General features: G+C 64.5%; 15 protein-coding genes. 6 read left to right on the plus strand and 9 right to left on the minus strand.

What is annotated here, in order from left to right; all coding sequences use genetic code 11:
- Positions 1 to 46 precede the first annotated feature (46 nt).
- From H143_RS0110650 to H143_RS0110660, 3 genes are all read left to right on the plus strand, one after another.
- Positions 47 to 931 carry a dienelactone hydrolase family protein gene (locus tag H143_RS0110650; RefSeq protein ID WP_019938233.1) on the plus strand — a complete coding sequence of 295 codons (885 nt, stop codon included), beginning with the start codon at positions 47 to 49 and terminating at the stop codon, positions 929 to 931.
- An 88-nt stretch (positions 932 to 1,019) separates the two neighbouring features.
- Positions 1,020 to 1,523: a peroxiredoxin gene (locus H143_RS0110655; RefSeq protein WP_019938234.1), complete on the plus strand. Its 504-nt coding sequence runs from the start codon at positions 1,020 to 1,022 to the stop codon at positions 1,521 to 1,523.
- A gap of 114 nt (positions 1,524 to 1,637) precedes the next feature.
- A complete protein-coding gene (locus tag H143_RS0110660; protein WP_026349926.1) occupies positions 1,638 to 2,819 on the plus strand; it encodes an MFS transporter in 1,182 nt (393 codons plus the stop codon).
- On the opposite strand, the gene bioB is transcribed toward H143_RS0110660, so the two are convergent.
- The 3 genes from bioB to H143_RS0110675 form a co-directional block, all read right to left on the minus strand.
- A complete protein-coding gene (gene bioB, locus H143_RS0110665; RefSeq protein ID WP_019938236.1) occupies positions 2,816 to 3,784 on the minus strand; it encodes a biotin synthase BioB in 969 nt (322 codons plus the stop codon). The genes H143_RS0110660 and bioB overlap by 4 nt on opposite strands.
- Positions 3,785 to 3,845: 61 nt before the next feature.
- Positions 3,846 to 4,727 (minus strand): hypothetical protein, encoded by an 882-nt coding sequence (locus H143_RS0110670; RefSeq protein WP_019938237.1) that lies wholly within the window; start codon positions 4,725 to 4,727, stop codon positions 3,846 to 3,848.
- A 298-nt stretch (positions 4,728 to 5,025) separates the two neighbouring features.
- Complete coding sequence (locus H143_RS0110675) at positions 5,026 to 5,928, minus strand: LysR family transcriptional regulator (protein ID WP_026349928.1); 903 nt, start codon at positions 5,926 to 5,928, stop codon at positions 5,026 to 5,028.
- Between the two features lie 81 nt (positions 5,929 to 6,009).
- On the opposite strand from H143_RS0110675, the gene H143_RS0110680 reads away from it, so the two are divergent.
- From H143_RS0110680 to H143_RS0110690, 3 genes are all read left to right on the plus strand, one after another.
- Positions 6,010 to 7,059, plus strand: a complete 1,050-nt coding sequence (locus H143_RS0110680) for a 4-oxalomesaconate tautomerase (protein ID WP_019938239.1) — start codon at positions 6,010 to 6,012, stop codon at positions 7,057 to 7,059.
- Positions 7,060 to 7,091: 32 nt separating this feature from the next.
- Positions 7,092 to 8,057: a tripartite tricarboxylate transporter substrate binding protein gene (locus H143_RS0110685; protein WP_019938240.1), complete on the plus strand. Its 966-nt coding sequence runs from the start codon at positions 7,092 to 7,094 to the stop codon at positions 8,055 to 8,057.
- A 106-nt stretch (positions 8,058 to 8,163) separates the two neighbouring features.
- Entirely contained in the window at positions 8,164 to 8,781 is a 618-nt protein-coding gene (locus H143_RS0110690) for a VC0807 family protein (protein WP_019938241.1), read from the plus strand.
- Positions 8,782 to 8,790: 9 nt separating this feature from the next.
- Here the strand turns inward: H143_RS0110690 and H143_RS0110695 are convergent, their stop codons facing one another.
- The 6 genes from H143_RS0110695 to H143_RS0110720 all read right to left on the minus strand — a co-directional run bounded on the left by H143_RS0110695 (position 8,791) and on the right by H143_RS0110720 (position 12,811).
- A complete protein-coding gene (locus tag H143_RS0110695) occupies positions 8,791 to 9,021 on the minus strand; it encodes a hypothetical protein (protein ID WP_019938242.1) in 231 nt (76 codons plus the stop codon).
- Positions 9,022 to 9,180: 159 nt separating this feature from the next.
- The gene (locus H143_RS0110700; protein WP_019938243.1) at positions 9,181 to 10,023 is read right to left on the minus strand and encodes an anti-sigma factor; all 843 of its coding nucleotides are present in this window, start codon (positions 10,021 to 10,023) and stop codon (positions 9,181 to 9,183) included.
- Complete coding sequence (locus H143_RS0110705) at positions 10,020 to 10,544, minus strand: RNA polymerase sigma factor (RefSeq protein ID WP_019938244.1); 525 nt, start codon at positions 10,542 to 10,544, stop codon at positions 10,020 to 10,022. Before H143_RS0110705 ends, H143_RS0110700 begins: the two co-directional genes overlap by 4 nt.
- 7 nt (positions 10,545 to 10,551) lie before the next feature.
- A complete protein-coding gene (locus H143_RS0110710; RefSeq protein ID WP_019938245.1) occupies positions 10,552 to 10,926 on the minus strand; it encodes a hypothetical protein in 375 nt (124 codons plus the stop codon).
- Positions 10,927 to 11,057: 131 nt separating this feature from the next.
- On the minus strand, positions 11,058 to 11,930 hold the full coding sequence (gene dsbG, locus H143_RS0110715) for a thiol:disulfide interchange protein DsbG (protein WP_019938246.1): 873 nt from the start codon (positions 11,928 to 11,930) through the stop codon (positions 11,058 to 11,060).
- 278 nt (positions 11,931 to 12,208) lie between these two features.
- Positions 12,209 to 12,811, minus strand: coding sequence for a GNAT family N-acetyltransferase (locus H143_RS0110720; RefSeq protein WP_019938247.1), 603 nt, complete (start codon positions 12,809 to 12,811; stop codon positions 12,209 to 12,211).
- Positions 12,812 to 12,861: the final 50 nt, after the last annotated feature.

Raw genomic sequence — 12,861 nt, forward strand, 5'->3', positions numbered from 1 at the left:
GCGCCCAGGCCGATATCGGCGCGGATCGACACCCAGGAGCATCGCCATGCAGGACTTCAAGGATTCCCAGTTCGACAGTCTGCTGCCGCCCTTGCGGCTGTCGCGTCGCGGTTTCATCGCCACCGGTGTGGGCGCGGGTTTCACGCTGGCTGCCGGCCACGCCGCGGCGCAGACGGCCATACACACCAGCGCGACCGGCCTGACCGCGGGCATGGTGCAGATTCCCGCGGGCGACGGGCGGATGCCGGCCTATCGGGCGGCTCCGGCCGGCAAGAGGAACCTGCCGGTCATCCTGGTGGTCGAGGAAATCTTCGGCGTGCACGAGTACATCCAGGATGTCTGCCGCCGCCTGGCCCACTTGGGCTACCTGGCCGTGGCGCCCGAGCTGTTCGCCCGCTATGGCGATCCGGCCAAGTACACCGACATGGCCACACTGCGGGCCGAGGTGGTGGACAAGGCTTCCGATGCGCAGGTGGCCGGCGATCTGGACGCGACGGCTAAATGGGCGCTGACCCAGGGCGGCTCGGCCGCGAAGATGGGCGTCATCGGATTCTGCTGGGGCGGGCGCCAGGCGTGGCTGTATGCCATGCACAACCCGAAGCTGAAGGCCGCCGCCGTTTTCTACGGGCCTCTGGGCGGTGCGCCCACCGCGCTGCAGCCCGCCTCAGTGCTCAGCCAGGTAAATAAGGTGCAGGTGCCGGTGCTGGGCGCCTATGGTGGCAAGGACGCCGGCATTTCCATGAACGACATCGACAAGATGCGCGAATCGCTGGCCGAGGGCACGGCCATGGACAAGGCCTGCCGCATCGATGTCTACCCCGATGCCGGTCACGGCTTTCATGCCGACTATCGCCCCAGCTACAACAAAGCCGACGCCGAACTGGCGTGGCGGCGCGCCATGGACTGGTTCGCCAGTCACGGATTGAATTGAATCCGGTTATGCAGCCCCGTCCGCGCCGATCTATGATGACGCATTGGCGCAGCATTGGCTGCCTGGTGATTTCACATTGGAGAAAAGCATGACCATCAACGTCGGCGACAGCCTGCCCAACGGCACCCTGACCGAATTTTTCGACACCGAAGCGGGCGCCTGCGCCGTCGGTCCCAATGCGTTCCAGGTGGCCGACTTGGTCAAGGGCAAGAAGATCGCCATCTTCGCCGTTCCCGGCGCCTTTACGCCCACCTGTTCGGCCAAGCACCTGCCCGGCTACGTCGCCAAGGCCGAGGCGCTGCGCGCCAAGGGTGTGGACGAGATCTGGTGCGTGTCCGTCAACGACGCCTTCGTCATGGGGGCCTGGGGACGTGATCAGAAGACCGCAGGCAAGGTGCGCATGATGGCCGATGGCGGCGCCGTCTGGACCCGCGCGCTGGGCCTGGACATGGACCTGACAGAACGCGGCATGGGCGTGCGCTCGCAGCGCTATTCGGCCCTGGTCGAGAACGGCGTGGTCAAGACCCTCAACGTCGAAGCCGCCGGCAAGTTCGAGGTCAGCGACGCGGACACGCTGCTGTCGCAGGCTTGATCTTGTTTGACTTGCGCAGCAATGCCGCCCGCGTAGCATAGGCCGCGCGGGCGGTTTGCTTTTGCAGCCGGGCCTATCCATTACTTCCATTGCCGCGTGCGCCAGACCGGTATCATGTTCGCCACCCTCGCCGTCTTCACCCCGCTTTATCTGACCAGCCTGATGTTGCTCGCGAGCACCGGAATGCTGGCCATGTACATAGGCCTGTTTCTGGCCCAGCAGTCGGTCAGCGAAACCTGGATCGGCGCGCTGATGGCGGGCTATTACCTGGGCGTGGTGCTGGGCGGGCGCATGGGTCACAGGCTGATCAGCCGGGTGGGGCACATTCGTGCCTTCGCGGTCTGCGCGGCCGTGGGCACCTGCCTGGTGCTGGCGCTGGATCTGTCCAGCTGGCTGCCCTTGTGGCTGGGCCTGCGCATCGCCTTCGGCATCATGATCGTGACGGCGCTGGTGGTCATCGAAAGCTGGTTCAACGAGAAGGCCACCAACCAGCAGCGCGGCCGCGTGTTCGCGGCGTACATGGTGGTGTCCAGCCTGGGCACCATGTTGGGCCAACTGACGCTGACGCGTTATACCCGGCTCGACGAGCAGCCTCTGATCATCGCGGCCATGTTGTGCGCGCTATCCCTGGTGCCGCTTGCGGTGGTCAATGCCGGGCATCCCTCCACGCCCCGGCCGGCGCCGCTGGACCTGCCCTATTACTTCAAGCGCGTGCCGTCGGCGCTTTTCGTCCTGGTTGTTTCGGGGCTGGAGCAGGGCTCTTTCTACGGACTGGCGGCGGTCTACGCCGTCAAGCAAGGGTGTACGCCCGCCCAGGCGGCTGTTTTCATGTCGGTGGCGGTCGGCTGCTCGCTGCTGTCGCAATGGCCCATGGGCTGGCTGTCGGACCGGTTTGGCCGTGAACGGCTGGTTCGTTGCAATGCCATGCTGCTGGCCGTGCTGCCCGTGTTGTTGTGGGGCTGGTTCGTGCCGCCGTTCTGGCTGTTGATACTGATCGCCTGCGTGCAGGGGCCGCTGCAGTCCAGCCTTTATCCCCTGGGCGTGGCGCTGGCCAACGATCGCATCGATCCCGAACGCCGGGTGGGCGTGAGCGCCGTCCTGTATATGGCCTATGGCGTCGGAGCCTGCGTGGGCCCGTTGGTGGCCGGCGCCCTCATGGCGCATACCGAACCGGCCAGCTATTACGTGTTCGTGTCGGGCTGTGCGGCCTTGTTGGCAGTGATCGCCGCGCGCAGAATCGGGCCTGGCGCCGGGTCTGAAACGCCCACAGCAAACATTGCCGAGCCTCAGCCCTAGACGTTGTACGTCTGCGCACGCAGGCCCAGGCGCGCCAGCAGCCGCTGGTCGGCCTGGGCCTGCGGATTGGCGGTCGTAAGCAGCGCCTCACCGTAGAAAATCGAGTTGGCGCCAGCCATGAAGCACAGCGCCTGTTCGGAGTCGCTCAGCGTTTCGCGGCCGGCGGACAGGCGCACCATGGCGCGCGGCATGGCAATGCGCGCCACCGCGAGGGTGCGGATGAACTCGAACGGATCCAGCGCCTGGGCCTGCGCCAGTGGCGTTCCCTGGACCCGCACCAGGTTGTTGATGGGCACCGATTCCGGATAGGGATCCAGATTGGCCAGCTGGGCGATCAGGCCGGCGCGCTGCCGGCGCGATTCGCCCATGCCGACGATGCCGCCGCAGCAGACCGAGATGCCGGCCTGGCGCACCCGCTCCAGGGTGTCGAGCCGGTCCTGGTAGGTGCGGGTGGAGATGACGTTGCCGTAGAACTCGGGCGAGGTGTCCAGGTTGTGGTTGTAGTAGTCCAGGCCGGCCGATCGCAGTTGCTCGGCCTGGCCCTCGCGCAGCATGCCCAGCGTGACGCAGGTTTCCAGGCCCAGGGCCTTGACTCCCGCCACCATTTCGGCCACCGCGTCCAGGTGGTGCGGTTTGGGACTGCGCCAGGCCGCGCCCATGCAAAAGCGCTGTGCGCCCTTATCCTTGGCGGCCCGGGCAGCGGCCAGCACCTGGTCCAGGGGCATCAGGCTTTCGGCCTGGACACCCGTCTCGTATCGCGCCGACTGCGGACAATAGGCGCAGTCTTCGGGGCAGCCGCCGGTCTTGATCGACAGCAGCGTGGAGAGCTGGATGGTGTCGTCGGGGAAGTGTTCGCGATGCACCGTCCGTGCCTGATACAGCAGCTCGGGCAAAGGCAGTTCGTAGAGGGCGAGCAGGTCCTTGACCTGCCAGGCGCCGGCCTGGCCAGATGCGGTGTGGTTCATGGTGCGAAGCCGAAAAGCAGGAAGGGACCGGCCCGGCGGGCGGGCATCGGAATGGCCGGGGCTATATCGAGGGCATCATCGCCGCGATCGCTGCCAGCGCCAGAATCAGCCCCAGCAGGTTCAGGCGGCTAAGCGGTTCGCGAAAGGCCATGGCGCCGATCAGCGTGCCCAGGGCAATGACGCCCAGGTTCATGGACGCGAACACCAGTGCCGGGTTGTGCGGCAGGCTCTGGTGCGCCTTGATGTACGTGTAGATGTTTGCGAAGTTCATTGCACCCAGCGTCAGTCCCATGGCGAGGGTTCGCATTTGCCACTGCGCGCGGGCGAAAAGTAGGTAAAGCAGCATCAGTACCGCCGCCAGCACGAAGATGCCCAGCAGCCCGGCGGTGAAGGCGGTGCCTGTCTGCGATAGGCGCTTAAAGAGTATGTCGATCACGCCGTAGCCCACCCACACCGAGAGCGGCCACACCCAGCCCTGGCCCGCGCCGCCCTCGCCCTTGCCGGAAGTGCCCGGTCGGTTGAGCAGGCAGCCCAGCGCGGCACAGGCGGCCAGTATGGCCAGACCTCGGCGCTGCGTCAGCGCTTGGCCAAAGAGCGCGAAGGCCGCCAGCAGCGGGATGAAGAGCGAAAGCCTCTGTGCCACCTCGCTGCGCACGATGCCGGCATACCGCACTGACTGGCCCAGTGCGATGAACACGGCGGGCAGCAGCACGGCCAGCGTCAGCATTAGCGGCCAGGCATGGATGTGCTCGAGTTCGCGCACGGGCGAAGGCACGTAGATGAGCCAGCACAGTACGGCGGCCACGATGTAGTTGCTAAAGATCGCCTGGCGCAGATCCACGCCGGCACCGCGCATGAATTTCAGCAGTACGGAGACGATCACGCTGCAGCACACGCTGCAAATCAGGTAGAAAAAACCGGGGCTGACGTGGGGCAGGGACATGCGAAGCGGTTCCAGAAGAAGGTGTCGGGTCCATGGGCCGGGCCGGTTTGCGGCTTGCCAGGACTCAGTTGCCGCGATCGTAAGGATGCCCGATGCAATGCGCAATGGCGCTCGTTGGGGCTTTATGTCGGTCGTTTTCCCTTATTTGGCAGATAAAGAATGCCTTTTAGTGTCTTGGGTCTGTATCGTGCCGCGATTTTGCATGAGGCCGCGGCATGCGGATTTATGTGTTTTTTTGTAAATCCAGCTGGGCGGGTGCGGCATGCTGTGTGCGGTCTGCGCAGGTCCGCGCCGCATGTCAGATGCGATCAGGCTCTTTCTTGATCAAGTCGTAGAAGACTTTCGCGGTGGGCGACAAAGGATGGTTCTTGCGGCTGAGCAGCCCCAAAGTGCGCGAGACTTCGGGGTCCACCAAGGGTATGGCGCGCAGCGTCGAGTGCTTCTTGCGCGGCAGCGCCAGCCTGGGCACGGCGGCCACGCCGAGGCCGGCCTCGACCATGCCGAGCAATGAGGAGATGTGAGCGACCTCGAAGAACCCGGCCGGTCGCCGCTCGATCTTCGCCAGGGCCGAATCGATGAGCACGCGATTGCCGCTGGATTTGCCCACGGTCATAAAGCATTCGTCGCATAGTTCTTCCCAGCGCACCTTGCGCCGCGCCGCCAGTCGGTGATCGGAGCGCACCGCCAGCACGAAACGTTCGGAGAATATGGGCTCGAAGTCCAGGTCGGGGTCCTGGGTGCCGATGAAGTTGATGCCGAAATCCGCCTGTCTACCCGTCACGGCGTTGAGTACGGTGTTCGCGCTTTCATCCAGAATGTGCACCCGGATATGAGGATAGTGCCTGCTAAAGCGCGCAATGACCGTGGGCAGGAAGTAATAGGCCGCGGAAGGTACGCACGCGACGGTGATCGTGCCTCGGCGATGGGATGCCATATCGGCGATTCCGAGCATGGCGCCTTCCAGTTCGTCGAGCGCGGTTCGGGAGTGGTCAAGAAAACTGCGCCCGACATGGGTCAGGGCCACGTGGCGGGTGCTGCGTTCAAGCAGTTTCACGCCCAGAATGGATTCCAGTTTCTCGATGCGACGGCTCAACGCCGGCGGCGATATATGCAGGTCTTCGGCCGCCGCGCGGAAAGAAAGCCGATCGGCCACCGCGACGAAGGCCTGCAGTTCCTGCAAATCGAAATTGATGCGTGACATGCAATAGTCCTTGAGAAAGTTGCAATTCACTTATTTTTCGGCCAATTGCATCATGGCCGCATGAAAAATGAAATACCTTGCATGCTGATGCGCGGAGGGACCTCGCGCGGGCCGTTCTTTTGCGCCGATGCGCTGCCGTCCGACCCCGCCGAGCGCGATCGTCTGCTCGTCGCGATTATGGGGTCTCCCCATGAGCTGCAGATAAACGGCTTGGGCGGAGGAAACTCCCTGAGCAGCAAAGTGGCGATCGTCTCGCCCTCGAGCCGCCCCGACTGCGATGTGGACTACCTCTTCGCGCAGGTCTCGGTCGATCGCGAGCGGGTGGACACCCGGCCCAATTGCGGCAACATGCTCGCTGCCGTGGGGCCGTTCGCGCTGGAGCACGGGTTCGTGCAGGCGCGCGGCGACGAAACCGTCGTCAAGATCTTCAATGTCAATACCGGTTCGGTGATCGAGGCGCTGGTGCAAACGCCGCAAGGCAAGGTCACGTACGACGGCGACACCCGCATAGACGGCGTACCGGGCGCCGCGGCGCCAGTGATACTCAACTTCCAGGGAGCGCAGGGCAGCCTGACCGGCAAGCTTTTTCCTACCGGATCTCGCATCGACATCATCGACGGCATCGAAGCCACCTGTCTGGATTCGGCCATGCCGCTGATGATTGTGAATGCCGCATCGCTGGGGCTGACCGGAGCAGAGAGTCCCCCGGAACTGGACGGCAACGCGGCGTTGCTGCGCCGCCTGGAGATGCTGCGCCTGGAGGCCGGCAGGCGCATGGGCCTGGGGGATGTCGCAGACAGCGTCGTGCCCAAGCCGGTGCTGGTCAGTCCGGCAGGCGGCGGGCTGGCCGTGCGTTCGCGTTACTTCACGCCGCACAACTGCCATCGGGCGCACGCGGTGACGGGCGCGATCGGCGTGGCGGCCAGCTTCGTTCTGCCCGGTACCGTGTCGAGCGCGCTAGGCGACGGCACGCCCTTTTCCCACGGCTGTGTATCGGTGCTTCATCCCGCGGGCCGTCTTGATATATCGATCGAAATCGACACGCCCGGCGGGCTGCCGCGCATATCCAGGGCCGGCGTCGTGCGTACCGCGAGAAAGATCATGCAAGGAACGGTATACATACCGTCCTGATTTTTATGAAACCCCAAAAAAAGGAGCAGGAGATGAAATTCAAATGGACCGCAGTGCTGGCATCGGCGTGTGTGGCGGGTATGGCTATGGGGACCGCGCATGCGGCGTTTCCCGATCGGCCCCTGACCATCATCGTGCCCACCGCCCCGGGCGGCGGCAACGATGCGATGTCGCGGATCCTGGCCAAGAAAATGGGCCAGGAACTGGGTCAGAGCATCGTGGTGGAAAACAAGCCCGGCGCCAACGGCGCGATCGCCTGCGGCTATGTGGCGCGCTCCAAGCCCGACGGCTACACGATTCTGTTCGGCTATATCGGCACGCATGCCATCAACCCTGCGATACGCAAGGTGCCCTACAACCCGGTCACGGATTTTGCACCCATAGGCGAGGTCGCCACGTCGCCGGTGCTCATGGTGGTCAATGACAAGGTGCCGGTCAAATCCGTCGCGGACCTTATCGCCTATTCGAAGAAGCCCGGCGTGCATCTGAACTATGCGTCGGCAGGTACCGGCACTGCACCGCAAATGGCAGGAGAGCTGTTCAAGCTGTCGACAGGAGCGAAGATGGAAGGCGTGCCCTACAAGGGAGCCGGACCGGCCATGATCGACACGATCGCCGGCACCACGCAGGTCATGTTTCCCAGCATGTTCACCGGGGCGCCTCAGGTTCGGTCGGGCAGCGTGAAGGGCCTGGCGGTTCTGAGCGACAAGCGTTCGCCGTTGTTCAGTCAATTGCCTACGCTCAAGGAGTTGGGCATCGACGTCTCCGTGGAGGAATGGTATGGCCTCTTCGCGCCCGCGAATACGCCTGCTGCCGTCGTTGCCCGCCTGAACAAGGTGCTGAACGATGCCTTGAACGATCCCGAGGTGGCGCGCCAGTTCAGCGCGCAAGGCACTACGGCCAGCGGCGGTACGCCCCAGAAGCTCGAGCATCTGGTCAAGACCGAACTGGTCAAATGGAAGAAGGTGGCCGCCGCCGCCCACATCTCGGCCGACTGAACTCGGGTCGGCCGTGGGGCCGACCTGTCTTCGCCTGTTTCTCCGCACAGCTTGAACCCGTACGGAGAAACCGGCGAAAATCCCGGAGAACGGATATTCATCTCTCATGAAAATCAAACCCGGGACTCTCGCCGAACTCGCTGTCAACTTTCTGTTGCCGTGGCTCGTCTATCGCTGGGCGCAGCCGCACTATGGTGAGACTGGCGCGCTTTACGCGTCCGCAGTCCCGCCCATCGCCTGGTCCATTGTCGAATTCATCCGTCTGCGTCGCCTCGATTTCCTGAGCTTGTTCGTGCTGGCCGGCATTGTGCTGTCGATTGTCGCGATGATGCTGGGCGGCGGCACGCGCGCGCTGCTGATCCGCGAATCGTTCGCATCCGGCCTATTCGGCGTGGCGTTCCTGCTGTCGCTGGCATTGCCTCGCCCGCTGATCTTCTACCTGGCGCGCGCCACCGTGGCCCGCCAGACGCAGGACGGCATCGCGCGCCTCGAGGCGGCTTGGGCCGAGCGTCCCGCCCTGCGCCAAAGCCTGCGTCTGATGACGGCCGCATGGGGAGCAGGGCTTACATTGGAAATGCTGCTGCGCTTTTGGCTCGTATGGCACTTGAGCGTCGAGCGCGTTCTGGTCGTGTCGCCTTTCGTCAGCTACGCGATCTACGGCGTCCTGATGCTCTGGACGCTATGGTACCGACGCCGCTTGCGTGCGGACTCTCAAGCGGCCTAGGTGTTATGCCTAGCGGCGGTGCCAGCCGCCGTGCCAGCCGTGGCGCGGATGCCACCATCCCCATCCGCGTTGGGGGTAGTAACGCCAGGAATAGCCGGCACCCGGCGCCATGCCGACGGGTGTGACATAGGTGACGCCGGCAGGCACCACCGCGACGGGCTCGGTAGCAACAATACAACCGGACAGGGCACCTGCCAGGGCGAGCGCCGAGGCTAGCAGGGGGAGGGTTTTCTTGTTCATGTTTTCGGGGTCTCCGAAGTCGGGAATATTCCCTGAGGCCAGAGTAAGCCTTGCCCTGGAAAAGGGTTGTATGTGAACGTGAGTGTATTGACCGGAATCTATTCCAAATCTTTCCAGGGCGACTCAGGCGCGTTTGCTGCCGTCATTGCGTGAGGCACCCTAACGCGGGAACAGCTGGTCGTACACCGTGCTGGCCAGCTGCTGCAGCTGCACCGCCGGCAGGTCGCCGTTCAGGGCGTAGCCGTAGCCGTGGTCGACCCAGTAGAAGGCCGTGCCGCCGGCGGACTTGACCGAACGGAATGCAGTCTCGCGCGGCGCGATATCGGGCGGGAAGACTGCCACGTAGAGCGTGACGCGGCGGCCGTGCGCGTCTTCGTACATGAACTGCGCGCGCGCAGCAGGGTTGCCCTGCAGGGTTGCGTCGTCGGCAGCGGTCAGTTCGCCTTTGGCCGGTTCCCCCGGCAGGAGCCGGCCGCCCAGCAGATGAAAGCCCTGGCCTTGCAGATCGGGCGCGGCCAGCGGCCGGCCCAGGCGGTGGCTGAGCCATTGGACCAGATGGGTCTCTTGCTGCGCCGGCACTTCCACCGGGTGACGTACCTCGGGGGCATAGACCGCATACGCGATCGTCGCATCCTGCACGAACTGCGGCGCCGAGGCGGCCAGAGCGGCCGGCGCACGCGCGGCCTGCCGCCAGCCCTGCATGCCGGCCGCGCCTGTCGCGAGCAGCAGCACCGCGGCGGCGGCCTGGGCCCAGGGGTTCCCGTGGGACCGGCGCCGCTGTGTGACGATCTGCGTGAGCGCGGCGGGCGTGGCGCCCGGCTCGGCGGCGCGATGCAGGCGGCGCAGCGCCATGCGCTGGGCGTGCCAATGCGCTACGCGCACCGCGGCGTCCGGGTGCCGCTGCAGGTGTCGCAGCACGGCAGCGACTTGTGCGGCATCGAGCTGGCCGTCGACGAAGGCGTGCAGCGCGTCATCGCTGATCGGGGCATCGGTCTCGTTCATCGTTTCACAAGATGCAGGGAGGGCGGCGTGGCGGCATCGGCCGCGCCGCTCAGGGATAATCGCAGCGCCTCGCGGGCCCGGTGCAGCCGGGACATCACCGTGCCGATGGGGATCTGCAGGATCTGCGCGGCTTCGGCGTAGGTGTACTCCTCCACGCTCACCAGAAGCAGCACGGTGCGCAGCGTGGGCGAGAGCCGCGCCAGCGCGCGCTCCAGGTCCATCAGGTCGGGAGCCAGGGCCAGCGGCTCGTAGTACGGCGACGAGGCTTCGTCCAGGATATCGTGATTGTCGTCGCGGCCCTGGCTGCGCACGCGGTTCAGGTAGAGGTTGTGCATCAGGGTCATCAGCCAGGCGCGCAGCGCACTACCCGGCTTCCAAAGCGACCATTTGACGCAGGCGCGCTCCAGCGTGTCCTGCACGAGGTCGTCGGCGCCGGCCGCGTCGCCCGCCAGCAGGCGGGCATAGCGGCGCAGCGCCGGGATGTGGGCGAGAATCTGCTCCACGCCCTCGGCGGACGGCATTGCAGCTTTAGGGTTTTATGATGTGCCAGACACCCGCCACGCCGTCGCCGGTCTTGTCGCCGGCGGCTTTATCCTTGACCCAGTAATACACGGGCCTGCCTTTGTAGGCCCATTGCTTGCTGCCGTCGTCGCGGGTGACCACGGACCAGGGGCCCTCGGCCTTGGCGCCGGCCGGCGCCATGAAAGGCGGCCAGGCGACGGCGCATTTGCCGTTGCAGACGCTCTTGTCGCTGTTGGCGGTGTCCTTGTCGAAGGTGTAGAGGGTCATGCCCTTGGCGCCGACCAGCACGCCATGGCTGGTCATGCCGGGAGCGGCCAGCGCATGGCCGGCGATCGTCAGGGCGGCGGCGCCCAGAATAGAAAGAGTGAGTTTGCGAACCATATGGCCTCCGTTGGGTGGGTTCATTGGAGTGAACAGCGCAGGGTGAAGATTTATTCCATTCATCTGCCAAAAATCTTTCACGGTATCGGCATCCGAACGCGCGTCGGCGTTGGCTGCACCCACGGCGATGTCTAGTCTTTTGTCGCCGCCGCGTCCGCCGAGTCCGGTTTCGGGCCCATGACGTCCTGCATCAGGCTCGCAGGCATGCCGGTGCGTGCGTGCACGAGTCCCTTGGCGTCACGCCACACGAACCCCGGCGTGGCTTGCATCGACAACGCCTGCATCAGCACGAGGTTGGCATTGAGCTTGGCTTTGATGGGGGCGGGAATGGGGTCGAGCGGCTTTAGCCCGGGGTCTTCGAGCGCGCGCGGATGGCCTTGCGCCATTTCCTGGTCGACATGCGCGGTCTGACGTGCTTCGTAGTCGCGCAGGGCCTGGGCTGGATCGGCGGCGTTCAGTATGGTGGCCGCCTTGCCAGGGCTGGAAGGGGTCAGGATGCCGACGATGACGTGTCGAAGCTGGACTTTGCCCGCCTGGACCCAAGGCCGGGCGTCAGCCCAGAACTTGGAGCAATACGGGCAGTTGGGGTCGGTGAACACATAGACGATGCGCGGTGCCTGTGCCTTGCCATCGGCGATCCAGTTGGCGTGGTCCAGCGCTTGCCAGAACGTAGGCGAGATTGCGCCGTCGGTCGCGGTCAACAGGGCATGGTGGGTCAGGTCGCGGCCGTCCTGGTCCAAAAGCGTGCCAGCGACGACGTATTTGCCGTCCTGCGTGACGTACAGCGCCACTGGGCGGCCACCCACCCGGGCTGCCCAGCCCGACATATTGGGCGGCGCAGGCAGGGGGGCAATCACGGATACGCCCTGCGATTTGAGGGTATTTAAGATGGGAGGCAGGCCGTCGGCGTGAGCCGGCAGGGCGCGCGCCAGGTTCAGCGCGGCGGCAAGCAGCCCTGCAGTCAATGCAATGAGGCTTGAGCCGCGGCGCAGTCTCGAGTTCATGATCTAGCTCCTGGAATGAACGAGGGGTTTACCTGCCGGGCGCATTCAGGCGCGTGTGTAGATCGTAGATCCAATCCTGTGGCTGCCATGGTGCGGCCAGCGGCATGGCCGCGCCGGGGATCGTTTGCAAGGAAGCGCCTGCAACGGCGGGGCAATCGGGATGATCTTAAATTATAAATAGTAATAAGTATATTTCTATAAATAATTTAATTGAGTCTGAAGCGATGCGCGAGACCCTGGCCGGAGCCGGCGGGACTGTCCAGCCGCCCGGGCGGTCCCTATGCCAAATCCTTGACCATCAGGATCCATTGCCCGGGTTCATCCGAACCGGGAAATGCGGTGAAGGCCCGCCTGTCCCATTCCCTGAATCCGGTTTTCCGATAGAGATCATGGGCCTGCGTGTTGAAACTGCCGACCATGAGTGTCAGATGCTTGCTGCCCGCTGCCTGCGCGAGACGCTGCGCGTGCGCCAGCAATGACTTCCCGTGGCCATTGCCCTGATGTTCTGGGTAGACGGCAATCGCCGAAATGTACCAGGTTCCGGCGGCCATGGCCTTCAATTCATTCAATGGCGCAAGGGCTTGGTCAGCCGTTACCGCAAAGCAGGATGGTTGCGGAATGATATAGCCGTTTACGGCACCGACCATTTTGTCGCCGTCCTCGGCAACGCGCCAATTGCGCAAATGGGTGAAGTGGGTCTGGTCGTTGCGGATGACGTTGCGTCCGACCTCGAACGCCGATTGACCGGGCGCGGCCATTTTCCCCCACAGGTACGAGGTCAATCGGCGTGTGGCCATGTCCGCGAAAAGAACGAGATGGGCGCAATCGCGCGGGTCTGCGGGCCGGAATGCCAGACCGTTGGACGTGGATTTCGAAGGCATGCATTCTCCGCGGCTGTCCGTGTTGTATACACTCGTCGTGGATCAAATTC

The sequence above is a fragment of the Bordetella sp. FB-8 genome (genome assembly GCF_000382185.1).
Taxonomy (GTDB): Bacteria; Pseudomonadota; Gammaproteobacteria; order Burkholderiales; family Burkholderiaceae_B; genus Bordetella.